At 43.6% G+C, this 24566-nt stretch carries 18 protein-coding genes and 2 tRNA genes; 11 read left to right on the top strand and 9 right to left on the bottom strand.

The window, feature by feature from the left end; all coding sequences use genetic code 11:
* Window positions 1-10: 10 nt before the first annotated feature.
* The 7 genes from FKX85_RS04780 to FKX85_RS04815 form a co-directional block, all read right to left on the bottom strand.
* On the bottom strand, window positions 11-3181 hold the full coding sequence (locus FKX85_RS04780; RefSeq protein ID WP_141613646.1) for a SusC/RagA family TonB-linked outer membrane protein: 3171 nt from the start codon (window positions 3179-3181) through the stop codon (window positions 11-13).
* Between the two features lie 353 nt (window positions 3182-3534).
* Window positions 3535-4554, bottom strand: coding sequence for a radical SAM/SPASM domain-containing protein (locus FKX85_RS04790; protein WP_141613647.1), 1020 nt, complete (start codon window positions 4552-4554; stop codon window positions 3535-3537).
* Window positions 4555-4710: 156 nt separating this feature from the next.
* Window positions 4711-5244 (bottom strand): hypothetical protein, encoded by a 534-nt coding sequence (locus tag FKX85_RS04795; RefSeq protein WP_141613648.1) that lies wholly within the window; start codon window positions 5242-5244, stop codon window positions 4711-4713.
* A gap of 53 nt (window positions 5245-5297) precedes the next feature.
* Window positions 5298-5831 (bottom strand): DUF4221 domain-containing protein, encoded by a 534-nt coding sequence (locus FKX85_RS21710; RefSeq protein WP_262711620.1) that lies wholly within the window; start codon window positions 5829-5831, stop codon window positions 5298-5300.
* Window positions 5828-6448 carry a DUF4221 family protein gene (locus tag FKX85_RS21715; RefSeq protein WP_141613650.1) on the bottom strand — a complete coding sequence of 207 codons (621 nt, stop codon included), beginning with the start codon at window positions 6446-6448 and terminating at the stop codon, window positions 5828-5830. The genes FKX85_RS21710 and FKX85_RS21715 overlap by 4 nt, the downstream gene beginning before the upstream one ends.
* A 78-nt stretch (window positions 6449-6526) precedes the next feature.
* Window positions 6527-7666 carry a DUF4221 family protein gene (locus FKX85_RS04810; RefSeq protein ID WP_141613651.1) on the bottom strand — a complete coding sequence of 380 codons (1140 nt, stop codon included), beginning with the start codon at window positions 7664-7666 and terminating at the stop codon, window positions 6527-6529.
* A 303-nt stretch (window positions 7667-7969) separates the two neighbouring features.
* On the bottom strand, window positions 7970-8527 hold the full coding sequence (locus FKX85_RS04815) for an RNA methyltransferase (RefSeq protein WP_168196213.1): 558 nt from the start codon (window positions 8525-8527) through the stop codon (window positions 7970-7972).
* Between the two features lie 89 nt (window positions 8528-8616).
* Here FKX85_RS04815 and mutS point away from each other — a divergent pair, with 89 nt between their 5' ends.
* From mutS to FKX85_RS04855, 8 genes are all read left to right on the top strand, one after another.
* Window positions 8617-11226 carry a DNA mismatch repair protein MutS gene (gene mutS / locus FKX85_RS04820; RefSeq protein WP_141613652.1) on the top strand — a complete coding sequence of 870 codons (2610 nt, stop codon included), beginning with the start codon at window positions 8617-8619 and terminating at the stop codon, window positions 11224-11226.
* A gap of 149 nt (window positions 11227-11375) precedes the next feature.
* Window positions 11376-11448 (top strand) — tRNA-Gly (locus FKX85_RS04825).
* Between the two features lie 102 nt (window positions 11449-11550).
* Window positions 11551-11634 (top strand) — tRNA-Leu (locus FKX85_RS04830).
* Window positions 11635-11695: 61 nt separating this feature from the next.
* The gene (locus tag FKX85_RS04835; protein WP_141613653.1) at window positions 11696-11935 is read left to right on the top strand and encodes a GIY-YIG nuclease family protein; all 240 of its coding nucleotides are present in this window, start codon (window positions 11696-11698) and stop codon (window positions 11933-11935) included.
* Between the two features lie 183 nt (window positions 11936-12118).
* Window positions 12119-12358 (top strand): GIY-YIG nuclease family protein, encoded by a 240-nt coding sequence (locus FKX85_RS04840; RefSeq protein WP_141613653.1) that lies wholly within the window; start codon window positions 12119-12121, stop codon window positions 12356-12358.
* A 1023-nt stretch (window positions 12359-13381) separates the two neighbouring features.
* A complete protein-coding gene (polA, locus tag FKX85_RS04845) occupies window positions 13382-16198 on the top strand; it encodes a DNA polymerase I (protein WP_141613654.1) in 2817 nt (938 codons plus the stop codon).
* 179 nt (window positions 16199-16377) lie between these two features.
* Window positions 16378-17754 carry a DNA repair protein RadA gene (gene radA, locus FKX85_RS04850; protein WP_141613655.1) on the top strand — a complete coding sequence of 459 codons (1377 nt, stop codon included), beginning with the start codon at window positions 16378-16380 and terminating at the stop codon, window positions 17752-17754.
* 116 nt (window positions 17755-17870) lie between these two features.
* A complete protein-coding gene (locus tag FKX85_RS04855; RefSeq protein WP_141613656.1) occupies window positions 17871-18293 on the top strand; it encodes a secondary thiamine-phosphate synthase enzyme YjbQ in 423 nt (140 codons plus the stop codon).
* An 80-nt stretch (window positions 18294-18373) separates the two neighbouring features.
* Here FKX85_RS04855 and FKX85_RS04860 read toward each other — a convergent pair whose 3' ends face one another.
* Window positions 18374-19030: an HAD family hydrolase gene (locus FKX85_RS04860; RefSeq protein WP_141613657.1), complete on the bottom strand. Its 657-nt coding sequence runs from the start codon at window positions 19028-19030 to the stop codon at window positions 18374-18376.
* 156 nt (window positions 19031-19186) lie between these two features.
* Between FKX85_RS04860 and FKX85_RS04865 the strand changes: the two genes are divergently transcribed.
* Genes FKX85_RS04865 through FKX85_RS04875 form a run of 3 tightly spaced genes read left to right on the top strand, consistent with a single transcriptional unit; the run spans window position 19187 to window position 22996 of the window.
* Window positions 19187-19570, top strand: coding sequence for a (deoxy)nucleoside triphosphate pyrophosphohydrolase (locus FKX85_RS04865; protein WP_141613658.1), 384 nt, complete (start codon window positions 19187-19189; stop codon window positions 19568-19570).
* Entirely contained in the window at window positions 19570-22707 is a 3138-nt protein-coding gene (locus FKX85_RS04870) for a DUF3427 domain-containing protein (protein WP_141613659.1), read from the top strand. Before FKX85_RS04865 ends, FKX85_RS04870 begins: the two co-directional genes overlap by 1 nt.
* A 31-nt stretch (window positions 22708-22738) precedes the next feature.
* Window positions 22739-22996, top strand: a complete 258-nt coding sequence (locus FKX85_RS04875) for a hypothetical protein (protein ID WP_210416905.1) — start codon at window positions 22739-22741, stop codon at window positions 22994-22996.
* An 8-nt stretch (window positions 22997-23004) separates the two neighbouring features.
* Here the strand turns inward: FKX85_RS04875 and tnpC are convergent, their stop codons facing one another.
* Window positions 23005-24555, bottom strand: coding sequence for an IS66 family transposase (gene tnpC, locus FKX85_RS04880; protein WP_141613660.1), 1551 nt, complete (start codon window positions 24553-24555; stop codon window positions 23005-23007).
* Window positions 24556-24566: the final 11 nt, after the last annotated feature.

A 24566-nucleotide genomic window follows, 5' to 3' on the forward strand; every position in this document is an offset into this window, starting at 1 on the left:
TAATTCTCATTTAGAAGCTTACATTAAGACCCAACGTGAACGTCCTGGCAGGTGTGTAGGTATTTGAAGTCGTTCCATTGAAACTCTCCGATACAAACATTCCCTTTCTTTTTGAAAGCCAACCAAGGTTTTCCCCGGCAATAAATACCGTGGCCTGGGAAGCATCTACCTTGCCTAGGATGTCTTTTGGTAATCGGTAGCTCAGGTTAATAGACCTTAGGTTCAGGTAAGAACGATCGATGAGCCACCGGTCTGAAGTACCATTGGTTTCGGCCGAATTGATATTATCCATCCTGGGCACATCGGTAATGTCACCAGGCTGCTGCCATCTACCCAGCGCATCGGTATGGAGGGCATCCCCATCAGGGCTGGAGCTCATTAGGCTGGCATACAGCCCGTCGTAGATTTCACCTCCCACCGCGAAGCTGACCAAAACACTTAATTCAAAGTTTTTGTAAGAGAAGGTATTCGCCAATCCACCAGAAAAATCTGGAATCGCTGTACCGGCAAAATGCTGCCTGGCATTGTTATATTCGGTCGTCAGTGTATCCGTTCCGACGATTTTCACATCTTCACGTACCTCGCCATCCTCATTAAGGTATTCATCCGCCGTATATAGCCCATACCCTGTCTCTGGATCCACACCTCTCCAGTCTCTCAACCAGTAGTCGTAAATCGATCCGCCCACCACATATTTTTTGGTGCCGTTGATCTGCTCATCAAATGGCAGCTTTTTGAATTTATTGGTAAAGGTCGAAACGTTCAAGTTAGCATTCCAAGTGAAATCCTGATTTCGGATGATGTCCCCTTGGATCTGGAATTCCACGCCGCTATTGGCCATGGTACCGATATTGATCGGCCTGCTTTCCAAACCAGTCGTAAGGGACAATGGTACATCAAACAACAAGTTTTCAGAAACTCGGTAGTAATACTCCAAGGTACCGGAGAAACGTTTTGCGAAAGCAAAGTCCAAACCGACATCAAAGGTATTGTTAGATTCCCATAGTAAGCTACGTGCTGAAAGGCTTCCTTGTAAAATACCTGGCTCATTCGCATTGTTATAATCAAGATCATATAATGCCTGCCACGGATAATAGTTTGGGGTTCCATCATCCTTTAATAATCCATCATTACCCACTTCTCCATAGGAAGCTCTAAGCTTCAGCATGTCGAAGAAATCGGCATTGAAGAATGCTTCTTTCTCGATGTTCCATGCACCGGCCACAGACCAGAAGGTCCCCCAGCGTACATCTTCAAAGAACCTGGAAGATCCATCCGTCCTGATGGATGCAGAAAGGGAATACTTATCATCATAGACGTAGTTAAACCGAGAAAAATAAGATTCGATTCTGTAAGTATCCACACGGCCATTCGCAGCACTGGTTACCACAAAGTTGCCCGGTTCGATATTACCATCCAAAACTTGATCTTGCTTAGCCAGATATTGGTAATTGTACTTAAAGTCATAATTCTCGTGCGCCACTAATCCTTCAAAGTAATGCTTGCTGTTAAAGGTATTGGCATAGCTTAGGATCTGGTTAAATGTAACGGCATTTCTTCGGGTATTGGTTCTGTTGGTTCTACCAGCAGGAGCACCATCACCGACGATTTTATTGTCATATTCGATTCCCAAATAGGAAATCATATCCGTCGAAACGTTGGTTCGGAAGGTGAAATCTTTCAGGAAGTTTACTTCCGCATAAGCCCTGGCACTGATTACATCCCGGTCATACAGGTCTTCATTTAATTTGGTCTCCTGGGTCACATGACGACCGACTGATGCTCCTGGCCCACGTCTTACGGAACCAAGGTCAATCATATCACCGGTATCATAGATCCGCTGACCATTGGCATCAAGGATATAACCACCTGTTTGTTGGTTTTGAAGGTACACTGGATAGATCGGACCCATATTTCTCGCAAAGAAGAATGGGTTTACATAGCTGGAGCTGTTATTAACAGTTCGTGAACTGTTGCCATCTGCCATCGTAGCAGACAGGTTAATGCCGGTCTTGAACCAATCCGTAGCTTGTGTATTTACATTGATTCGGCCCGTAAAACGCTCCATATCCGATTTTAGCAGGAAGCCTTTTTCATTAAGGTAACCTACTGAGGTATAGAAATCGGTTTTTTCGGTTCCTCCTGAATAGGTCATGTTATATTCGCCACGGTTACCGGTACCGATCAATTCATCGTACCAGTCAAGATCGGTAAAGTTGTTTACAGCAGCGGAGTTTAGGCTACCGTCCAGTCCTACTACTTCTCCGTTAGGAACATTGTAAACATTGTATCCTAGTAATTCGATCAGGTTTTCAGAAGCATATTGGCTAGCCGCGCCATCTTCCAGGCCGTTTGAAGTCATTTGGCCATGTTTGAGAGATTCCCAAACGAGCGGGTAGTACTGACCGGCATTTACCCGGTCGTATTCAGGCAATGCCCTGGAAGAAACACCCTGCCTTACCGAGAGGTTAAAGGTGGATTTTTTAGCTCCTCCTTTTTTAGTGGTGATCATGATGACACCATTGGCAGCACGAGCACCATAAAGGGCTGAAGAAGATGCATCTTTCAGCACGGTCACGTCAGCGATGTCATTCGGATTAAGGTTAGAGATATCTCCAGAGTAAGGTACTCCATCTACTACATAAAGTGGATTCTGGGAGGCATTTACGGAGCCAATACCACGAATACGAATTGTTGGGCTTTCGCCTGGCTGACCGCTGGCAGAGGTGGTGATCACACCGGCCGCCTGTCCTTCCAGTACGTTGGTCACACTGTTGATGGGACGATTCGCAATTTGGGCTTCTTTGATGGCTACTGCCGAGCCGGCAAAATTGCCCTTTTCAGCTGATCCATATGCCACAACGATCACCTCTTCCAGGTTTTGGGTGTCTGGCATCAAGGTGACATTGACAGTGCTTTGGTTGCCAATGTTAATTTCTTGGCTGCTATAGCCAATAAAGCTAACTACCAAGGTATTTTTTCCTTCAGGTACCTCTATGGTGTACACACCATCCAAGTCGGTGATGCCACCCACTGTGGTTCCTTTTACCAGCACGTTTACGCCTGGCATTCCATTCGGCTCCTCTTCGGAAGTTACTTTCCCCGTTACGGTCCGGCTTTGCGCCCAAACCGAGGAAATAGTAAAGAGGGCTAAGATAAGACTTAGTAAACTTTTCCTCATGCGATTGATTTTAAATATTTAATGTTGTTTTTATCGGATAATCATAAAAACTATAGTTGTTGGCATCAATTATCCAATTGAAAGATATAATAGATTTTATTAATTTTTTACCAAAAATTAACATTTATTAAGAAAAACTGGTGATTACCACCTTTAAATAAAACTACAAATTTGAAATAATTTAATATAATGACGATATCATTGGATTTAAAAAGTACTTTTTCTTTGGTGTTTTTACAAGATCATATTATAAAATTCCTATGCTAATCACAGGATTAAAATTGATTACGGAAAAAGCCTAGTTACCAGCTTCATTGCCTTTTCTTTACTAACCCTATCTTCAAAAAAATTGGTTACTCCGAACAATTTTTGCAAATCTCAATTTGACTCCTATCTCGTAACAATTGCTTTCTAAAGGTTTGGTACTTTGCCGTCTGCCAAATATGGCTAAATCCATGTGTGGCCAGATTGCCCATTTTATGGCTGGCATCCTTATCAAAGCAGCAAGGCACCACATCGCCATCCCAAGTCACCACGGTTCCTTGCCACATTCGCCAGCATTTGTTGCGGATGGGCTTTTTTAGCTTCCATTTACCATTTTGCTGGGGCAAGTACCTGGAGTATCTGAGGTTCTTGGGGATCAATTCAGAACCATTTTCATATTCATAAATTTGGGCTGTTTTGAGCTGGAGCTCATCCACTTGGAGAGCGCCGGCCATTTCCTTGATGGCGGGAAGCTCATGTTCATTTTTTCCCGTGACCAGAAACTGGAAGATCACTTGGGGAAATTGCTTTCCGGCAGCATTCCGCTCCGCAATAAGCAATTCGATCCCCACCTTCACACGCTCCAGGTTTCCCCCAATGCGGTACTGCTCATAGACGCCCTGCGATGCACCATCCACCGACACGATGAGTTGCTTCAGCCCAGAAGCGAGCACTTTGGGAACGGTCTTGCTATTGAGAAAATGGGCATTAGTGGAGGTAGCTGTAAAAATCTTCCGATCATCGGCATACTTCACCAACTCCAACAGTGCGGGATGCAAAAAAGGCTCCCCCTGAAAATAAAGATGAAGGTAAGAGAGATGGCCAGCACTTTCCCGGATGATCTTTTGGTACAGTGATTTGTCCAACATTCCAGTTGGCCGCGTAAAGCTTCTCAGCCCGGAAGGGCACTCTGGGCACCGCAGATTGCAGCCTGTAGTAGGCTCTACGGACAGGGCTGTCGGAAGTCCACGCATATGGGGTACCTTCACCAGCCTGGACCAATGAAAAGAACCGTATAATAAAAATACATTTACTATCTTTTTCCACGTCAAGTAGCGTAGAAATGCTTTCGCTAATATAAACTTGCTTTTTACCGTCACTGCTGTCATGGCCTTCAAATGTATTAAAAAAGGCGCAATTTAGGAGGATAGACAAGGGTAATGTCCCTGACAATTGGAAATAGACATTATTTACCGTAGATACCGCGAAGCTATGTAGAATGTCTTCTGACTGCTGATTTTACTAATCGAACCAAGGCTTATAACCTACCTCTTCTTGGCTTCAAAGGTTTGGATCATTTCTTCAAATTCCTTTTGGATAGTGTCAGCAGAAAGGGCAGGGACTGTGGTGGTTATTTTGAAGTTTTGGCCCAGCTTAGGGTACATATAAAAGTAATTGACTGATTTTTGCCCGTCGTTTAGGGACTGGAATTGTGCCCAGAGGGCCGTGGTTCCGTCTATTTGGGTCTTTCCCTGCTCGATCACTTCGAAGCCCTCCACGCCATCGGCCACATTGTACATCAGCTCAAAATCGAAATCCTCCTTAAAAGCCGGCTTATCACCGAGGGATTCTATATAATCATCTCCTTGGGGCCGCTGCACATACGTGAACGATACATACGCCCCATCTATACTGGGAACGTGGACCTCATAAGTATAGCCATCATCCTTTACTTCCCAGCCACTCGGTTTGACGTAGCTAAACTGGATGCTGGGGTCGTTTACCACTACGCGGTCCTGGGCGGATACCACCAAAGGCAACATGCCGAGAAAAAAAAGGACTATCGATCTGAATATCATAAAATTACTTGGTCTGGTTTATATAATTAGAAAGAGCAAAAAAAGTGCCCAGCTTATTCTTCTTTTATTTTAAAACGTACAAATCCCATTTCATCATTTACATTTTGAAATATATAAATCAAGCCATTTTTCACAAAGCACTTTCCAGGATGCCTGTTAAGCGGTATGTCTTTGGTTTCAAAAAGTGGATTCATTTTATGGTCAAAAACTGTTAAGACATAGTCTGCTTCCAATTCACCATCTCCCACCTCCCGGGCCACTCCTTTGGTAAACCGATAATACAACTCGTTTTCAGGATCAAATAGCGGCATTTCGAAACGGACTTCCATCGTTCTTTTCTTGGATATTTCTCTAAATTCTTCCTGAGAGGACACCTCCGATTTTGGATTATCCGTTTGCCTATCAGGTGTGATTTCACTATGAAAATGGTAGCTTGATAGGCTATCTGCTGACAAATCATATATATAAACTGCATTAATTCCTTTGGGAGCAATCATTAAGCTATCATCCTGCATGGCGATATCCACTCCTGGGTAAGAGGCGGAACTACCGTATTCGGTTTTGTGAAAAACCCGAAACTTTTTCATTTCATCCAATCCCGAAATGGGAATCCTATTAAGGGATTTATTCTGGACATCGATGACGCCAACCCACGAGGGTCTCCGAATGCCGCCTCATACAACACCAGAAAGTATTGTCCCGAGGGATCCATCATTCCCCTGGTCTTAGGGTATATATCCTGCTCCAGTGAATCTCCCGAAAATTCCAGTTCATCTATGTTTATCTGAAAAATTCGTTGGGAAGTACTGCCAAATGCATTGATTTTATTAAATGTCGAAAGTAAAAATTTCCCTCTGAAAAAATCAAAACTCTGGATATGATCTTCAGTGCCATTAGGCCCCTCTTTTTCCAGTTGAAATTTTTCCTGTAGTGACAAATCGTCGAGATCGATTACTTCAATGGAATTATCATGGCCATTATAGTTATACAGCTTTGAAAGATCACTGCTCCAATCAGCCCTGTACAATCCATATTGGGTATAGATAATTTCCTCCCCGGGATCCACTAGGACAGTATCCACGATTTCCATAGTGAATTCTCGATCTGAAATTATTTCATTACCTGATGCTACCGTCTCAGATTTGTGTTTCTGAGAGCAAGCTAAAATCAAAAATGGTATCGCAACAAAAAATAGCTTGTTCATCCTATCAATTTCTTTAAATGTTACATTTCTAAAATTATTGTTTCGTGAGGATTACGAAGGGATCAATTTATCAAAAATTCACCTTTTTTCAGCTACCTCTCCGCGAATAAAAGCCAACTCATCACCAATTGCGGTCTTCCAATGGATTTTTCCATCGTTTGCATGGCTGATATTGGGGATAAAATCCTGAATAAGGTTTTCCCCAATTTGCTTGAAGTCTCTATCAAAAACAGTAATGACTCGAATTACTTTTCCATCTTGAGAAGCGATCGAAAACCGATAGAAGTGCTGGCGCTTGGCATCGAAAACCGGCTTTTGAAAAGAAACAGAATTTAACATTTCCAGGTAGAGTGTGTTAAATTCTTCCAAATCCTTCGTCCTCTTCTTTTCAGGCTCGATTTGCTGATTTGGAGTGAACTGACTCTTATAGCTAACATGGGATACTGCCTCTTTTTCAACCTGGTACACAAACAGTTCATTGATTGCGCTATTGGACATCAAAATCTTATCCCCAACCAATTGGAAGTAAAAACTGTTGCCTACACTCATTTTGTTACCATTTTGATTTAACGATACGCTGAACGCTTTTATCCTCCCCAATTCTGGAATGGGAGTTTTATCAAACTGCCCAGTTGACACATTTAACTTGGCGATTCCTAAAGGCTCCTTGGCGCCTTCTATATTATGGTAGTAGGAATAATAGGTGTCTTCATCATACATAACGCCTTTTGTGCTTATGGCTTCGTTTCCTTCCAAAATAGCCCCCTTTAAGTTTTTGTTATCCAACTGTAACGCATACAGTTTTTCTCCTGATGGATCGAAAAGTTTAATATGATCATCCGAATCGTTGATCAACATATTACCATTCCCACAACTTGAAATGTAACCAATCCGGGCTCCTGTTCCATTTGGGCCATTTTCTTCTAGACGAATCCGTCCTTTCAGTTGCATCTGATCAAGGTCTACCTCATCAATGCGGTCTCGGACGTGATCGTAACTGTAAAAGTATTTGAGATCGCCACTAATAGAGGAAGGGCTGCTCGAATTGTTACCTAACATTATAAAATCATCTCCTGAATCCACCACTATGGTATCTGTTATATTCAGGTCAAATTTTCTATCATGCGAAATTCCTTTTTCGGCTACTTCTGAATCCCTGTCTTTTTGGGAACAGGAAAAAATCATAAACAGTAAAGCGATAAAAAATAGCTTGTTCATAAAAATAAGATTAGTTGAAAATTCTTTAGAATAAAGTAATGGTTTTTATCATTATTTACCAAGCATCCAAGGGTTTAGGTATCCTACGTGACGATGGCACTTTTGATCAGATATCCTTTGAATCATTTAAGGACAATCCTAACGGAGGCCACCGTAGAAAGTGAAGGTGTAGAGTACCACGGGACAGTTAGTTCCTTAGGAACGGCATATATATATTGCCCCAAAGGGTGTGGGCAGCCCTAAACTGGATAGATATTTTCTATATGCTCACCATGATCCTTGACACAAAACGGTCAATGCCATCTACTTGACATTATCCTGATCACTGTCCCAAACCCCTAGCTTAGACACAAAATCCCAAATAGCAATGCCCATGCTCACCGAGATGTTCAGGGAATGTTTGGTGCCCATCTGGGGGATTTCCAGGACATGGTCACTGGCCAAGATGACTTCTTCCTCCACGCCAAAGACCTCATTGCCGAATACCAATGCGTATTTACTGTCCTCTATCGGGCCGAACGCATTCAGCTTGGTACTGTTATCCACTTGTTCCAGTGAACAGATGGTAAAGTTTTGTTGCTTTAAATCGGCTATGGCATCCAAGGTGCTCCCGACATACTCCCACTCCACGGAATCGGTGGCGCCGAGGGCAGTCTTCTGGATGTCGCGATGCGGCGGGGTGCCGGTGATACCGCAGAGATAGATTTTCTGAATCCTAAAGGCATCCGAAGTCCGAAATGCCGATCCCACATTGTTCAGGCTACGGATATTGTCCAGGACAATGACCAGGGGAATTTTATCGGATGATTTAAACTCGTCGACGGACAGGCGGTTAAGCTCATCCATGCTTAATTTTTTCATTCGGTTTTTGTTTACCTTCTTGAATCGATTAATTTCAGCCTTTGAATAATTACCAAAATTAACACGAAAGATTTAAAATCCGGTAAAAGATGGCCAAAGCAAAGGCAAAAGCAGCGAAGGAAACGCCCTTGATGAAACAGTATAACAGCATCAAAGCCAAACATCCAGGTGCCTTATTACTGTTCAGGGTGGGGGATTTCTACGAGACATTTGGGGAGGATGCCGTCAAAGCCAGCAAGGTCTTGGACATCGTCCTCACCAAGCGCGCCAATGGTGCCGCCAGTCATATCGAATTGGCGGGTTTTCCACACCATTCACTGGACAGCTACCTGCCCAAGCTGGTCCGAGCCGGAAATCGTGTGGCCATCTGTGACCAGCTGGAAGACCCAAAAGATGTCAAGGGCATCGTCAAAAGGGGCGTTACCGAACTGGTCACGCCTGGACTGTCATTTAACGACAATGTCCTCGACAAACGTCGAAACAATTACCTGGCATCGGTATATTTTAACAAGCAAAGTTTAGGCATTGCTTTTCTGGACCTGTCCACAGGGGAATTTATGTGTGCCGAGGGCAATGCGTCGTACATCGAAAAACTCCTACAAAGTTTCAGCCCTTCCGAAATCATTTACTCCAAGGCCGATAAGGGCAGGGCTACAGAATTGCTGAAGGACGATTATACGACATTCCACTGTGAAGACTGGGTATTTCAATATGATTACACTTATGAAAAGCTGACCGAGCACTTCCAGACAGCCAATCTGAAGGGCTTTGGCATCGAAAACTTAGAACAGGGCATCATCGCAGCTGGTGCCATTCTTTACTACCTGGAGGAAACCGAACACAAAGAAGTAAAACACATTGCTGCGATTTCCCGGATTGCCGAGGAGAAATTTGTCTGGCTGGACAAATTCACCATTCGAAACCTAGAGCTGGTTTATTCACAGCAGGAGGGTGGAGTGCCCTTGATCCAAATCCTGGACCAAACGGTAACCCCGATGGGCTCACGGATGATGAAAAAATGGATGGTACTGCCCCTAAAGGAAAAAGCCCCTATCGAAGAGCGGCTAAAAGTCGTCGACCATTTCCATGCTGAGCAGGAGCTGGCCGAAGAAATCCTCAGTCACCTGAAGCACATCGGAGACCTGGAAAGGCTGATCTCTAAAGTGGCCGTAGGCAGGATCAATCCACGGGAAATGAACCAGCTGAAGAAAGCCCTTAAAAGTTCATTGCCCATCAGGGACCTGCTTAAAAAGCAAAAGAACCCTTCCCTCAAAAAACTTGGTGACCAGATCAACGCTTGCGAATTCCTTCTGGAAAAGATCGACAAAGAACTCAAGGAAGATGCCCCCATGCTGACCCATCAGGGCAATATCATCTGTGACGGGGTGGACGCTGAACTGGACGAGTACCGCAAATTGTCCACTTCCGGAAAGGATTACCTGGTGCAGATCCAGCAACGTGAAATCCAACGTACAGGTATCAGCTCTTTGAAAATTGCTTATAACAAAGTCTTTGGTTATTACCTTGAAGTCTCCAATACCCATAAGGACAAGGTACCTACCGAATGGATCAGAAAGCAGACCTTGGTCAATGCAGAAAGATACATCACCGAAGAGCTAAAAGAATATGAAGATAAAATCCTCTATGCGGAGGAAAAGCTCGTCGTGCTGGAACACAAATATTTTAACTTGCTTGTGCAAAGTGCCGGGGAATATGTCACCCAGATCCAGGAAAACGCCCGGATCTTAGCCACCGTCGATTGCCTGCTCTCTTTTGCAGTCATCGCAGCCCAAAACGGCTACTGCCGTCCAAAAGTGTCGGATACAGATAGCCTGGAGATCAAAGATGGCCGCCATCCCGTGATCGAAAAGCAACTTCCCATTGGTGAAGATTATGTACCCAATGACATCTACCTGGACAATAGCACCCAACAGATCATCATCATCACTGGCCCCAATATGGCCGGTAAGTCGGCATTGCTTCGCCAGACGGCGCTTATCGTGCTGATGGCACAGATGGGGAGCTTTGTGCCCGCTTCGTATGCACGAATTGGCATTATCGATAAGGTGTTTACACGGGTAGGGGCTTCGGATAACCTTTCTAAGGGTGAGTCCACCTTTATGGTAGAAATGACCGAAACGGCCAGCATTCTGAACAACCTCTCCGACCGCAGCTTGGTGCTTATGGATGAAATCGGCCGTGGTACCTCCACCTATGATGGAATTTCCATTGCCTGGTCCATCGTAGAGTTCCTGCACAACCACCCTAAGTTCAATGCCAAAACACTCTTTGCCACACACTATCATGAACTTAACCAGCTGGCAGAGGATTTCCCAAAGGTGAAAAACTTCAACGTTTCCGTAAAAGAGGTCGCCGATAAAGTGATCTTTATGCGTAAATTGAAGGAGGGAGGCAGCGAGCACAGCTTTGGGATCCACGTGGCACAGATGGCCGGTATGCCAAACCCTGTAGTCCTCCGTGCCGCAGAGATCATGGGACATTTGGAGAAAGACAAGGACATGAACCAGCAAAAGGAAAAGATGAAGGATGTACCTAAAAACAACTTCCAGCTGAGCCTTTTTGAGATCGACCCAAAATTTAAAGAAGCGCAGGAACTATTGGACAGCATAGACATCAACACCATCTCTCCGGTCGAGGCCTTGCTAAAACTCAATGAAATCAAGAAAAAACTGGACTAAAAAATCTCCTTGAAAATCAGCAGGGTAGCGAAACAAGGGGAGAAATCTAAAAAAATATTGAGTGTGATATTTGTGGTTTTAAAAAAGCTGCGTACATTTGCACTCACAATGACGGAGATAAAACGGTCAACGTCACGATTTCATCACAAGCGAAAGTAGCTCAGCTGGTAGAGCACGACCTTGCCAAGGTCGGGGTCGCGAGTTCGAATCTCGTCTTTCGCTCTCAAGAGCCCTTAAACGAAAGGGCTTTCTTGTTTCTGGGCATATTTTATAAGCTCAAACACTCAAACAAGAATGCACATTACTTCTATGCCAATAGAAGAAGCCGGGATGGTGGAATTGGTAGACACGCAAGACTTAAAATCTTGTGTCCATTAGGACGTGCGGGTTCAAGTCCCGCTCCTGGTACAGAAAAGCCGCTTTATTGCGGCTTTTTGTGGTTAATATCATTTTTTGTATTTTCTCAGCCATGTTTACTGTTTATGCAATCTCAAGTAAAATCAGGAATTACATTTATGTCGGGATGACATCAAACATAGAAAACCGGATCAATAGACACAATTCCGGTTACGAACGAACTACTAAACCCTATAGGCCTTTCCTAATGATATATACTAAAGATTTTGCTACGCGGGCTGAGGCTCGCCAACATGAGAAATATCTTAAAACTCGGAATGGTAAGCGCTATTTAAGAGGTAAAATCCTTTAGGACGTGCGGGCCTGTCTAGATGGCCAAACTGAATAGCATGCATGCCCGTAAGATCTTTACAAACACCAAATAGAACGTATTGGCTTATGAAAGCCAGGTAGATTCAAGTCCCGCTCCTGGTACAGAAAAGCCGCTTTATCGCGGCTTTTTGTGGTTAATATCATTTTTTGTATTTTCTCAGCCATGTTTACTGTTTATGCAATCTCAAGTAAAATCAGGAATTACATTTATGTCGGGATGACATCAAACATAGAAAACCGGATCAATAGACACAATTCCGGTTACGAACGAACTACTAAACCCTATAGGCCTTTCCTAATGATATATACTAAAGATTTTGCTACGCGGGCTGAGGCTCGCCAACATGAGAAATATCTTAAAACTCGGAATGGTAAGCGCTATTTAAGAGGTAAAATCCTTTAGGACGTGCGGGCCTGTCTAGATGGCCAAACTGAATAGCATGCATGCCCGTAAGATCTTTACAAACACCAAATAGAACGTATTGGCTATGAAAGCCAGGTAGATTCAAGTCCCGCTCCTGGTACAGAAAAGCCGCTTTATCGCGGCTTTTTGTGGTTAATACAGGGAGATCGCTTTGAAAAAAATGTTGTATAAATCACAATTTCTAATTCGTTGTCATCCCGACTTGAGGAGGGATCTCAATTTTAAATTACTGTCGACCGACTAAATTTCACATACGCTGAAAAGTAGGTTTAAACGGAAAGAGAAAAGATTTTTTGGATTTCCTAAATCTACCCTGTCCTCTGAAGAAGTGATCAGAAAGTCCCCTTTAGGGGATTTAGGGGTAGATTTTGACAAATTTCGTTCGAAAGTAAATTCTTTACTCATATGCCAATGCTTTTAAATAAGAGATTTCTTCCCGATGTATCGGGATCGGAATAGCCTGCCCCGGTGGAGGATATCGGGCACATAGGCATTGTTAGAATGGCGTAGCTAGTGGAATACGCAGTCGCTCATCTAAAAGCGATTGCCCTGGTGGTTAATACCATTTTTTATAATTTCTTAACCAGGTTTACTATTTATGGATCAAGCCGAAAAATTGGGGGCTATGCAGGGTCGTTATTGGATAGCACGCAGGTGACGCAGATTGGGAAGGTTCTCGCTGATATGTTTTTTGCAGGTTTTCGGAGGATTTGGAAATGCAAAGTTGCCATAAGCAAAGCCCACAAATTCACGCTAAAAGCCGATCCATGTGGATAGCTGCAAATGCCTTTGGTGGCTTCGCGCCTTGGTGTCTTCCTTTGTTAGCGCCACAGGCGCTAAAGCACAAAGAGGTTTAGTTGAAAATTGTATATGGCTGAGATTACCAATTAACTCGGTAAAGACTGCGTTTCCTTTCCATTATAATTTGTAATTTAGCCTTCCCTGTACTGGCCAAAAGAATGGCAAGCAGGCTAATTCATACATACTAAGCAGATTAAACCCATGCCCAGTTCCGACAAGAAAAAACTCTTTCTTTTAGACGCCATGGCCCTAATTTACCGGGCCCATTTTGCATTTAGCAAAAACCCAAGGATCAATTCCAAGGGCCTCAATACCGGCATAATGCTTGGCTTCACCAATACACTTTTGGAGGTGATCGAAAAGCAAGCGCCCAGCCATGTTGCCGTGGCTTTTGATACGGCTGCACCGACATTTCGCCACGAGCAGTTTGAAGCCTATAAAGCCAACCGGCAAGAGCAGCCAGAAGATATTACTGTCGGTATTCCCTGGGTAAAGCAAATTGTGGATGGTTTTAACATCCCCATCTTGGAACTGGATGGTTATGAAGCGGATGACATTATCGGGACGATAGCCAAGAAGGCCGAATATAAAGATTTTGAGGTGTACATGATGACACCTGACAAGGATTACGGCCAGCTGGTGGAAGAGCACATCTTCCTGTACAAGCCCGCTTTTATGGGAAATGCAGTGGATGTGATGGGGCCGAAGGAAGTATGTGCCAAGTGGGAAATCGAAGATCCAGATCAGGTTCGGGATATTCTTGGCTTGATGGGAGATGCTGTGGATAACATTCCAGGAATCCCGGGAATAGGCGAAAAAACAGCCAAGAAGCTGCTAAAAGCCTATGGCACCATAGAAGGCTTATTAGAGCATGTCGATGACCTAAAAGGCAAGCAAAAGGAAAATGTGGAAAACTTTGGCCAGCAAGGCCTGCTTTCCAAAGAACTTGCCACGATCAAACAGGATGTTCCTATCGAATTTAATCCCAAGGACCTGGAATATGACGGGCCTGACGAAGAAAAGCTCAAGGCACTTTTTGCAGAAATGGAGTTTAGGACATTGACGCAACGGGTATTTGGCGAGAAGATGAAAAAGCCGGCGGTAAAAGTCAATGAACAATTGGGCCTGTTTACCGGACCAGAGGACCAAGCGGAGGAGGAAGAGGAAATAGAAGAAATCAACCCAATGCCGACACCGGAACAGACGAACTCAGTGGCTTCCATGGTGCATTCCTATCACAAGGTGGAAGGACTGGAAGCGATCAAAGAGCTCGTGGACTACCTGGAAATACAGGATGAACTTTGTTTTGATACCGAAACGACAGATCTGGATCCTAATAAAGCCGAGCTGGTAGGCTTGTCCTTTGCCTACTTGGCGGGTGAAGCATTTTACATTCCAGTTCCCGCAGACCAGGAAGAGACCAAAAAGCTCCTGGAACCACTGCGGGGTGTTTTTGAAAATGAAGCCATCACCAAGATTGGGCAAAACCTAAAATATGATGCGTTGGTGCTTAAGAACTACGGCATTGGGCTGAAGGGCAAACTTTATGATACCATGCTGGCCCATTACCTGATCGAACCAGAAGGTAAGCACAATATGGACTGGCTGGCGGAACATTATTTGAATTACCGGCCAGTGTCCATCGAAACACTTATTGGCAAGAAAGGAAAATCCCAAGGCAATATGCGTGATGCCGATGTGGATAAAGTGGTGGAATACGCTTCAGAGGATGCTGACATTACCTTGCAGCTGGCGCAAAAACTGAATCCTGACCTAAAAGAACGTGGTTTGGAGAAACTCTTTTATGAAGTGGAGACCCCACTGATCCCAGTGCTGACGGCCATGGAATATGAGGGTGTAAAGATCGATAAAGACAGTTTGGCCGAGTTATCCACAGCCTTGGAGAAAGACATTATCCAGATAGAAGCCCGTGTTTATGAATTGGCAGGGGTTAAATTTAACCTGGCTTCTCCAAAGCAATTGGGCGAGGTGCTCTTCGTGAAGATGGAGCTGGATCCAAAAGCCAAGAAAACCAAAACGGGCCAATTTGCGACAGGTGAAGAAGTGCTCTCCAAGTTGGCTCCAAAGCATGAAATTGCCCAGGCCATCCTAGATTATCGGGAATTGGTGAAGTTGAAAAACACCTATGTGGACACCTTACCTACTTTGATCAATCCTAAAACCAACAGAATACATACTACTTATAATCAGGTGGTTGCAGCCACCGGGAGACTATCCTCCATTAATCCAAACCTACAGAATATTCCCATTCGTACCGAACGAGGCAGGGAGATCCGAAAGGCTTTTGTACCGAGGGATGAGGACCATGTGATCTTGGCAGCAGATTACAGCCAGATCGAACTGCGTATCATGGCGGCTTTTTCGCAAGACGAATCCATGATTGAGGCATTTAAAGAAGGACGGGATATCCACAGCACCACTGCGGCCAAGATCTTCCAGGTGCCTTTGGATGAAGTGACAAGTGATATGCGTCGAAAGGCCAAAACAGCCAACTTTGGCATCATCTACGGGATTTCTGCTTTTGGACTGTCACAGCGCCTTAACATACCAAGGGGTGAAGCCAAGGAAATCATCGATGCCTATTTCAAAGAATTTCCCGCTGTGAGTCAATACATGAATGATTGCATCGAGAAGGCCCGCAAAAACGAATATGTGGAAACCATCCTTGGCCGTCGACGCTATCTCAGGGATATCAACAGCCGAAACGCCACTATGCGCGGCTATTCCGAGCGAAACGCTATCAATGCCCCCATCCAGGGAAGTGCTGCTGATATGATAAAGGTAGCCATGATCCATGTGCATAAGTGGATGCAGGAAAAACAGCTGAAGTCCAAGATGATCCTACAGGTACACGACGAACTGGTATTCGACGCCCACAAGGATGAGGTGGATCTACTCAAGAAAGAAATTCCAAAACTCATGACCAAAGCCTTAGAGATCGAAGTACCCATGCAGGTGGAAGTCGGTGTCGGCAAGGATTGGTTGGAAGCACACTAAAGGGATTGGAAAACTATAGAATAGAAATTTTGGAAGATTTGTAATCCTGTTCATCTGACTTTGTTTTCAGGTTGCGATGCCAGCTTTTCACCAATTTATTTCGTGTTAATAAGTGAAATTCGTGGACATCATCTTCAATAGGAAATTTTCCACAAACACGTGTTAATTATCATATCAACATGCCAAAAATAAAGACGGCTTATTTCTGCCAAAACTGCGGTGCCCAAAGTCCTAAGTGGGCGGGCAAGTGTCCCGCCTGTGGAGAGTGGAACACCTATGTGGAAGAGGTTATCCACAAAGAAGAAACAGGCCGTGGAAGCTGGAAACAGGGTGCTGAAAAAACAAAACGCAGCAATTCGCCCAGAAAATTACAAGAGATCAACTACGAAGAGCATCCTCGTTTGGTCACGCAGGATCCTGAATTGGACCGTGTTTTGGGAGGAGGAATCGTTCCAGGCTCCCTGACCCTGATAGGGGGTGAGCCGGGCATTGGCAAATCCACCTTGATGCTGCAGATAGCACTGGTGCTGAACCAAACCAAAGTGCTGTATGTCTCCGGTGAAGAAAGCGAGAGCCAGATCAAGATGCGGGCGGACAGAATGCAGTTTCATTCAGACAACTGCTTCGTGCTTTCGGAGACCAATACTCAAACCATTTTCCAGCAGATAGAAACGGTGAAACCTGAAGTGTTGGTCATCGACTCTATCCAAACCCTCCACAGCAAACACGTGGAGTCCGCCGCAGGAAGTGTTTCACAAGTAAGGGAATGCACGGCAGAACTCATGAAATTTGCCAAAGAAACCGGTACTCCGGTTTTTCTAATTGGCCATATCACCAAGGACGGCTCCATCGCCGGACCAAAGATCCTGGAGCATATGGTGGACACCGTGTTGCAATTTGAGGGAGATCGACACCTGTCTTACCGGATACTGCGTACTTCAAAAAACCGTTTTGGCTCTACCAATGAGCTCGGCATCTATGAAATGCGTGCAGAAGGCCTCCGTGGCGTGGCCAATCCTTCAGAGATCCTCTTGAGCCAGCGAGAGGAAGTGCTCAATGGCGTGGCCATCGGTGCCATGCTGGAGGGAAACCGCCCACTGCTGATCGAGATCCAATCGCTGATCAGTCCCGCCACCTATGGCACTCCGCAGCGAAGCAGTACCGGCCATGATGCCAAACGGCTGAACATGCTCTTGGCCGTATTGGAGAAACGCGGCGGAATGCGCTTGGGACAGCAGGATGTTTTCTTGAATGTGGCTGGAGGGATGCGCGTGGATGATCCGGGCTTGGATTTGGCCGTATGTGCTGCGTTGCTTTCTTCCTATGAAGATACACCGGTGTCACCAGACTTGTGCTTTGCGGGTGAAGTGGGGCTGGGCGGTGAAATCCGCGCCGTCAACCGCATCGAAAACCGTATTGCCGAAGCAGATAAGCTAGGCTTCAAAAAGATCATCGTTTCCAAATATGCCGTAAAAGGCGTTGACTTATCCACATTTGGCATTGAAGTAATCCCTGTCACCAAGCTGGATGAGATGTATCAGCGTTTGTTCAGCTAATCTGTGGATGTATTGCCCCCTCGGTCCCCTAAAAGGGGAAGGGGAAAAATAGATCAGCGTAAATCCTAAATAATCAGCGGCATCAGCGTTCCGTATTATTTTAAACTATTCCACATATGAAATTCTTCCAGAAGCATACCACGTTAAGGCCTTATTCAAGAGGTTTTCACCTGATCACGCGAGAGGTGGAGGCTGCTATTCCAGCAATCAGGGAAATCCAAACAGGCACTTTACAGGTGTTTATCCAACACACTTCTGCTGGTCTCACGATCAACGAAAATGCCGACCCAACAGTCCGAAAAGACTTCGAAACGTTCATTAATGACATGATTCCCGAAAGTTATCCACGGTTTATCCACACTTACGAAGGGCCAGATGATATGCCTGCCCATATCAAAAGCAGCTTGTTCGGCTGCTCCGTTTCAATTCCCATTTCTGGGGGAAAACTGGCTCTAGGGACTTGGCAGGGTATCTATTTAGGTGAATTTCGAGACCATGGTGGTTCAAGAAAGCTGGTGATCACTGCCATGGGGCAATAAAAAAACCGTGTAAAAGCCTGCCATTCACAGACTTTTCCACACGGCTTCATCTTTTATATACAGAAAATTGTTTTTAAAAATTATCGTAGCAATTCCTGTACTTTTTCCAAGGTGATTTCATTGTAGTCTTTTATGTAAATATCACATGGCGGCAGTTCCTCCTTGGTATGCGAGGTAAGGACACCGACCACCTTCATTCCTGCATTGATCCCAGCGGAAACGCCGGAGTAGGAATCCTCGAAAACCACACAATTGGCTGGTTTTGTGGATAAGTTTTCGGCTGATTTGAGGTAAACTTCTGGTTGGGGTTTGTGGGTGGTGACATCTTCGCTGGCCATGAGTGATTCCATGTTGGCGCGAATGCCAAGGGTGTCGATGATCAGGTCCATATTGGCGCGGGGAGCCGAAGTGCCTACACCCGTCCTGAAGCCTTGCTCCTTCAGGCCCGCCAAGAACTCCATATATCCTGGCACCGGGGTTACTTGTGAGGCATAGATTTCACGGAAAAGCCCCTCCTTCTCATTTTCCAGATCGACCAGCTCCTCTGGCGTCACCTCTCTTTTCAGAAAATAGCTGAAAATATAGCTGTTAGGTTTCCCGTACATATGATCGGCATATTCTTCTTTGCTGGCTTTCATGCCACGTTTTTCAAAAAACCGGTCAAAGGCCTGAGAATGGAACGGATTGGTATGACAGATCACCCCGTCCATATCAAATATCACTGCAAAATTTTCCATGCCGCAAAATTAGGGCTTTTTATGGGATTGGGAAGGGAAGGGAGGTTATTGGTTTGTTAAGGGAAGACTTGAGACAATAGATTTGAGATTTTAGATGGAGGGTTTTTGGGAATGTATTATCTTGGAAAACAAATATATCCATAGACTATATTTTTTATGATTACAGTGTCGTGTGCATTAATACAAAAAGGAAAATATATTTTAGCGGTTCAGCGAAGTGAAACCATGAAAATGCCCCTTAAGTGGGAATTTCCAGGTGGAAAAGTTGAATTGCATGAAACTGCTGAAGACTGTTTAGTTAGGGAAATTGAGGAAGAACTTCATCTAATGATAGAGCTAAAAAAGCGGTTAAAAGCTGTAATTTACCCTTATGATAATTTTACTATTAATTTAATTCCATTTACCGCAAAAATTAAGTCAGGTAAATTGAAACTAACCGAACACAAAACATACAAATGGTTATTAAAAGAAGATTTATTAAGGTTGGATTGGGCCGATGCTGATATACCTATTGTTAAAGACTTTTTAAATCAAAACTAATGCAAGAAGGAATATACGAGTCTATAATTAATCAATTAACACAAGAAAAGCTGGATCAAATTAATGCTGATAAGTTTTACATTAAATCTGAATCTATTGATAAAGCAGAAGCAGCAAGCCTATTAGCTCAATATATTTATTCAATCGTGAAAAAGGCATTGGTAATTATACCAAAAGAGAATGCTTTGGAATCACAATTGAAGCTAGCAAATCGACTAATCTTTACTATACGAGATGAGTTAGATGATATTGATTTTGAAAGTGACCTTCTAAAATTAGAAGGGAAGATTCTTAAAGCAATTATTTCTAAGGTAGATGCGGATTTTACTGATATAAATCGTCATTTAGGAGAAATCACACCTCACTCTCGTTTAATTTATAGTGAATTATTTACAGGAGGTGGTAAAAATATTCCTCTTGATGGGGAGCTGAATAAAGAAATCTTATCCTCTAATAAAATTGATTTTCTGGTTTCTTTTATTAAATGGAGCGGTCTGAGGCTTCTATTACCAGCACTAAAAGTATTTACTGCGCGCGGGGGCAAACTTCGTATCATTACGACTACTTACGTAGGAGCAACAGATTTTAAAGCAATCAAAGAACTTTCCAATCTTCCAAACACGTGTATAAAAGTTTCATACAATACAAAGAATGAAAGAGTACACGCTAAAGCATATTTATTTAGAAGAAATACTGGCTTTCACACCGGGTACATTGGGTCGTCAAACTTCTCCAAATCTGCCCTAACTAAAGGCTTGGAATGGAACATCAAAATTACCACAAAAGAAATACCTCATGTAATAGATAAATTTCAGAAAACTTTTGAAAGCTACTGGAAAAGCTCTGATTTCGAAGTATTCGACAATCGTAAAGAGGAAGATCTCAATCGTCTTAAAATTGCTCTTCAGGAAGGGAAATTCAATGGTGAAAACACTAAGAATATTACTAGCTATTTTGATATTAGACCTTACAAGTTTCAAGAAGAAATACTGGAAAAACTGCAGGTTGAGCGACAAATTCATCATCGTTCCCGTAATTTAGTTGTAGCTGCGACAGGCACGGGGAAAACAGTCGTGTCTGCATTTGATTTCAAAGCTTACCTTTTAAAGAATCCAAAAGCTAATTTATTATATGTAGCTCATCGGAAAGAAATATTAATAAAGGCCAGAAAGACATTTCAGGAAATTTTAAAGGATCAAAATTTTGGTGAATTATGGGTAGATGGAATTCTTCCAACTGATCGTAGACATGTGTTTGGTTCGGTCCAAACTCTAAATACACAACTACCTGGATGGGAGATAAAAGATGAATACTATGATTTTATTATCATTGATGAAGTTCATCATATTGCTGCTGAGAGCTACCGTTCTATTTTGAAACAGTTTAATCCTCAGATTCTTTTAGGTTTGACAGCAACTCCTGAAAGGATGGATGGAGCAAATATTTTGAAGGATTTCTCAAACAAAATAGCTGCTGAAATTCGTTTGCCTGAGGCAATAAATAAAAAATTAATTTGCCCTTTCCAATATTTTGGGATATCTGACAATACAAATCTTTCAAATCTTAATTGGAGAGGAAAGTATATTCCAAGTGAGCTGAGTAAAGTTTACACAGGAAATGATAAACGGGTCGGTCATATTATTGATAATCTAGAAAAATATGTAACGGATATACACCAAGTTAAGGCTATAGGTTTTTGTGTCACAAAAGAGCATGCCAAATATATGGCGGAAAAATTTTCACTTGCAGGATTAAAATCAAATTATTTAGTAAGTGGTTATAAAGAAAATAGAATAAAAATTTTCAATCAATTTCAGACTAATTCAATAAACTATTTATTCGTTGTAGATATCTTTAATGAAGGTGTAGATATTCCAGAAATTGATACGGTTCTATTTTTACGACCCACAGAAAGTTTGACTATCTTTTTACAACAATTAGGTCGTGGTTTGAGATTGCATAAAGATAAAGAATGTTTGACTGTTTTAGATTTCGTGGGTAATGCTCGTCCTGAATATGATTTTGAAGGAAAATTTAGAGCTTTAATCGGGAAGTCACATAGTTCTATTAAAAATGAAATTGAAGATAACTTTCCACATTTGCCATTAGGCTGTTCTATTGTTCTCGAAAAAAAGGCAAAGGAATCTATTTTGAAGAACATACAGGCAGCATTTAATCCATCAAGAAAAAAGCTCATTGAAAAAATTCAATTATTTGAGCATCAATTTACCTTAGAACTGACCTTATCAAATTTTATAGAGGTACATCATATACCTCTTGCAGTAATATACAAAAAAGGGGCTTGGAGTCGGTTATGCGAAGAAGCCGGAAAATTAGAAAGCTTTAATAATGTAAATGAAAAGAATTTTGTCAGTTGCGTACTAAAGAAATGGCTTTCTACATCTGCACCTACTTATTTCAAATTCCTTCTAAAGTTAGCTAAAAAGAACTTCAATATTTCACTAAATGAACTAGTACCAGTAGAGAAGATAATGTGCACTATGTTACATTATGATTTTTGGCAAAAAGAAGGAGGATTCAATTCGTTAGAAGAGAGCATAAAGGCTATTGGAAAAAATAACGTGATAGTAAAAGAGATTATTGAAGTTTTAACTATTTTAGAGGATAAAGTATCTTTTCTTGAAATAGATATTAAACTACCATATATCCAACCTCTAAAAGTGCATGCTAGGTATACAAGAGATCAAATTCTAGCTGCATTCAAATTGAACACATTTGATAATAAAAGTCCAAATAGAGAAGGGGTAGCCGAAAATCCGAATATAAACTCAGAATTATTGTTTGTGGATCTGAAAAAAACAGAAAAGGACTTTTCACCAACTACAATGTATGATGACTATGCTATAAACGAATCCTTATTTCACTGGCAATCTCAAAATTCTGCGAGGCCTGATAAAGGAAAAGGTTTGAGTTACGTCAATCATAAGTCGAAAAAAAAGAGAGTTTTATTATTTGTTAGAGAACAAGCAAAAGATGAATTTAATAATACCATGGGCTATGTGTTCATTGGAGAAGGAAATCTATCAGAACATTATGGCTCAAAGCCAATGAATATAAAATGGAAACTTGAAGAACCAATTCCCTCTTATCTATGGAACGATGCTGCTAAGCTTTAAATTTACTCCCATTTCAAGTATTTTTCATTAAATGACCAGTTTTCAACATTTGATAGCCGAATTCCAAGAAAGTCTTGATGACCATGCGCTCTCGCGGTCGGAGAAGCGGGAGATTAAGTCATACTTGACATCGCTAACGACGCATGATCGGCAGGTGTTGCTGTCGGATTTGTTTCAGATGGCACAATCCAAAGCACCGGACGTCCACACCGAAAACCTGATTGCTTGGTTTTATGAAGCGGTAAAGATCCTTCAGGAAAAGGAAAGCCCCCAGGCCAGTGCAGAGTAACCGCCCTATTAACCCCGTGTTGTGTGGTTGAAGTTTTGTGGGTATAAGTCCCGGATGTTTTTATGGTTGATGGTCATGATATTTCTCAGCGCATGTTCGAGCCACTGCTGGGGATTCACGTCATGTAGCTTACAGATACCGAAGAAGGAATAGATCATGGCCGCCCTTTGGGCCGCTTTATGGGAACCGGCAAACAGGTAGTTCTTCCGGCCGACCACCATGGATCTGATTTCTCGCTCTACGGGGTTGTTGTCGATCTCCAGTTCCCCGTCATACAGGTAGTTGGACAGCTCGGCCCATCTGTTTGCCGAGTAGAACAGGGCTTTTCTCAGCTCGCTTTTGGGCAGGGCCTTGGGCAGCTGCTTCTTGATCCATTCGGACATTTTGTTGATCACCGGCAATGCCTCATCCAAACGGAGCTTTTTACGGTCTTCGGCAGATAGGTTCAGCTTCTTGGCCTTTCTTTCCACATCGTAGAGCTTGCCGATAAAGCCCAGGGCTTCGGAAGCCAGCTTTTTGTTCTCCACCAAGGCCTCAAAGTACTTCCGCCTGGCATGCGCCCAGCAGGCCAGGTGGGTGACCTCCTTATTGTCGGCGTAGTGTTCATATACGGCATACCCGTCACTTTGCAGGTAGCCCTTAAAGTTTTCCAGGATGGCACTGGGGGCTTCCTTTCCCCGGGTAGGCCGGTAATCGAACAGTACGGTTTTTTCCAGGGGATTATGGTACACCCAATAGTAGCCTGTATGGCAGGCGCCCTTCTTGTCGCCGTCCAATACCCGTATGGTACTCTCGTCCACCATAAGATAGCCCATGGCCTTGGTGTCGGCCACCAGGCAATCGTACAGGGGCTCGAGTTTTTCCAGGCCCTGTTTCACCCATCCCTCAAGTGTGGTGGGTGCTATAGGGATCTTTTCCCGTTTGAATCGCTGCGCCTGCCGGTACAGCGGCATATGTTCCAGGTATTTCCTTGTAAGGATGTCGGTGAGCAGTCCGTAACCCGGGATGCCCTTCGGGATGGCCCTTTCCGGTAACAGGCCGATCTTTACCCCGGCACTGCTGTACTTGTCTTTTGGTGCATATTTGTAACGGATATACCTTCTGCGGATATATTGGGCAGGGATATAGTCCAGCTCTTCGGTCACTTCCTTGCCGATACACTCCATTCCGGTAAGATCGCCTTCCGGATGGATCTCGATCTCTTCTGTAGGGAGATGGTCGGGCAAGGGCTGTCTGCCCGTATGGGCGGGGCGTTTCCTGCGGATGTATTCCACCTTGCGGGAGAACTCCTCCTGCTGTTGCCGCTCCTGCTCTTGGGTTGGCTCAAAGGGCAGGTCCATCTGGTCTTTGTTCCCCTCGAAGCGCTCCCGCTTCTGGGCAAAGGACATGCGCTTGAACTTCTCGATCATCGCCAACAGCTGCTTCTCATAAGCTTCTTTCTCGGCCAGGATACGTTCCTTCTCGGCTATCACCCGCTCACGGTCGGCCACCTGTTGCTCCCTTTGCTCCAAAAGGGCAAGCAGTTCGGCTTTGGTCAACTGATCGAGTGGCTTTGACATGCCCGAAAATA

The sequence above is a fragment of the Echinicola soli genome (genome assembly GCF_006575665.1).
Taxonomy (GTDB): domain Bacteria; phylum Bacteroidota; class Bacteroidia; order Cytophagales; family Cyclobacteriaceae; genus Echinicola; species Echinicola soli.

Coding starts and splice junctions, on each gene's coding strand:
- FKX85_RS04810 (WP_141613651.1), bottom strand. CDS start 7,666: ATGAACAAGCTATTTTTTATCGCTTTACTGTTTATGATTTTTTCCTGT.
- FKX85_RS04870 (WP_141613659.1), top strand. CDS start 19,570: ATGCAAGAAGGAATATACGAGTCTATAATTAATCAATTAACACAAGAA.
- FKX85_RS04780 (WP_141613646.1), bottom strand. CDS start 3,181: ATGAGGAAAAGTTTACTAAGTCTTATCTTAGCCCTCTTTACTATTTCC.
- FKX85_RS04860 (WP_141613657.1), bottom strand. CDS start 19,030: ATGGAAAATTTTGCAGTGATATTTGATATGGACGGGGTGATCTGTCAT.
- mutS (WP_141613652.1), top strand. CDS start 8,617: ATGGCCAAAGCAAAGGCAAAAGCAGCGAAGGAAACGCCCTTGATGAAA.
- FKX85_RS04835 (WP_141613653.1), top strand. CDS start 11,696: ATGTTTACTGTTTATGCAATCTCAAGTAAAATCAGGAATTACATTTAT.
- FKX85_RS21710 (WP_262711620.1), bottom strand. CDS start 5,831: ATGAAAAAGTTTCGGGTTTTTCACAAAACCGAATACGGTAGTTCCGCC.
- FKX85_RS04790 (WP_141613647.1), bottom strand. CDS start 4,554: ATGACAGCAGTGACGGTAAAAAGCAAGTTTATATTAGCGAAAGCATTT.
- radA (WP_141613655.1), top strand. CDS start 16,378: ATGCCAAAAATAAAGACGGCTTATTTCTGCCAAAACTGCGGTGCCCAA.
- FKX85_RS04875 (WP_210416905.1), top strand. CDS start 22,739: ATGACCAGTTTTCAACATTTGATAGCCGAATTCCAAGAAAGTCTTGAT.
- FKX85_RS04840 (WP_141613653.1), top strand. CDS start 12,119: ATGTTTACTGTTTATGCAATCTCAAGTAAAATCAGGAATTACATTTAT.
- tnpC (WP_141613660.1), bottom strand. CDS start 24,555: ATGTCAAAGCCACTCGATCAGTTGACCAAAGCCGAACTGCTTGCCCTT.
- FKX85_RS04855 (WP_141613656.1), top strand. CDS start 17,871: ATGAAATTCTTCCAGAAGCATACCACGTTAAGGCCTTATTCAAGAGGT.
- FKX85_RS04815 (WP_168196213.1), bottom strand. CDS start 8,527: ATGAAAAAATTAAGCATGGATGAGCTTAACCGCCTGTCCGTCGACGAG.
- polA (WP_141613654.1), top strand. CDS start 13,382: ATGCCCAGTTCCGACAAGAAAAAACTCTTTCTTTTAGACGCCATGGCC.
- FKX85_RS21715 (WP_141613650.1), bottom strand. CDS start 6,448: ATGAACAAGCTATTTTTTGTTGCGATACCATTTTTGATTTTAGCTTGC.
- FKX85_RS04795 (WP_141613648.1), bottom strand. CDS start 5,244: ATGATATTCAGATCGATAGTCCTTTTTTTTCTCGGCATGTTGCCTTTG.
- FKX85_RS04865 (WP_141613658.1), top strand. CDS start 19,187: ATGATTACAGTGTCGTGTGCATTAATACAAAAAGGAAAATATATTTTA.